We start from the raw sequence: 361 nt of genomic DNA, 5'->3' as shown, positions 1-361 counted from the left end.
CCCGGGCACGGCGTCGCCGGTCGCGCTGGACACGATCACGCAGTCCACCTGCTCGGGCCGGACGCCCGCCGTCAGCAGCGCCTCGGCGGCGGCCTGTTCGGCGGCGGCCAGCAGGTCGCCGAAGGTGGTGGTCTTGCGTTCGGCGGCGGTGCGCTCGGGGGAGGAGACCAGCTCGTAGGGCCGGAAGTAGCGCCGGGTGCCGGGCAGGTTGCCGAGGGCCAGCCGGACGGTCTGGGCCTGGCGGGCCGGGTAGTCGGGGTTGCGGTCGAGGATGTCCTCCCGGATCCGCTCGGCCGCCACGGTGTGGGGACCGAGGGCGAGCGCCGGGCGGGCGACGAAGGCGGGGAGGGGTGCGGGGGCG

1 pseudogene is annotated in these 361 nt (G+C 77.3%); it reads right to left on the bottom strand.

The features are described 5' to 3' along the window. Positions 1-361, bottom strand: a pseudogene (locus tag BI06_RS51995) (PhlD); the annotation flags it as partial.

Origin of the sequence: Kitasatospora sp. MBT66 (assembly GCF_000710405.2) — a bacterium.
GTDB classification, from domain to species: domain Bacteria; phylum Actinomycetota; class Actinomycetes; order Streptomycetales; family Streptomycetaceae; genus Kitasatospora; species Kitasatospora purpeofusca.
This window is presented reverse-complemented; position numbering and strand designations above follow the sequence as displayed.